The sequence below is a fragment of the Limnohabitans planktonicus II-D5 genome, assembly GCF_001270065.2.
In the GTDB taxonomy this organism is placed as follows: Bacteria; Pseudomonadota; Gammaproteobacteria; order Burkholderiales; family Burkholderiaceae_C; genus Limnohabitans_A; species Limnohabitans_A planktonicus.
Map to the genome: position 1 here is coordinate 1 of NZ_LFYT02000146.1, position 539 is coordinate 539.

Annotated in this window: 1 protein-coding gene; it reads right to left on the reverse strand. The window is 56.6% G+C overall.

Translation table 11 applies throughout. The annotated features are described in order from the left end of the window. Positions 1 to 26: 26 nt before the first annotated feature. A partial coding sequence (locus H663_RS41175) for an integrase core domain-containing protein (protein ID WP_133240113.1) occupies positions 27 to 539 on the reverse strand: 513 nt, incomplete at its 5' end.

The window sequence follows — 539 nt, forward strand, 5'->3', positions numbered from 1 at the left end:
CTAGTTGTCGCATTTATTTTGGTGGTTCAGGCTGGTTTTCGTAAGTTTTTATTCTCCGTGGGTTTAGGGGTATGGGGATTGAGGTGGACTTCGTTGACCGGGTGCCAATTGCGTGCAGTTGCGGACCATCGGTTCGGATTGGCCTGTCGTGCAGCAGCGTAAACATCCTCGCGCTTTGCAAGCATTGGCCCGTCAAGCCCTGCGTGGCGCTGAGTTGGGGTTACAAAACGAATGGCGCTGTGCCTGTGCTCGGTGTTGTACCAATGGACCAAATCTGTCACCCAGCGGCGCGCATGCAAGATGTCGGTAAAGGGCCCCAGAGGTAGCTGCGGGCGGAACTTGAGAGTTCGGAACAGCGATTCCGAGTAGGGGTTGTCATTGCTGACTGAGGGCCGACTGCGCGAAGGCGTGATACCCAAGCGCCACATTGTCGCCAGCATGGTCTCACCCTTCATCGGCGAGCCATTGTCTGAATGCACCGTGAGCTGCCCTTCGGGAATGCATTGGCGCTCGCAGATATCACGAAGCAAATCGGCGGC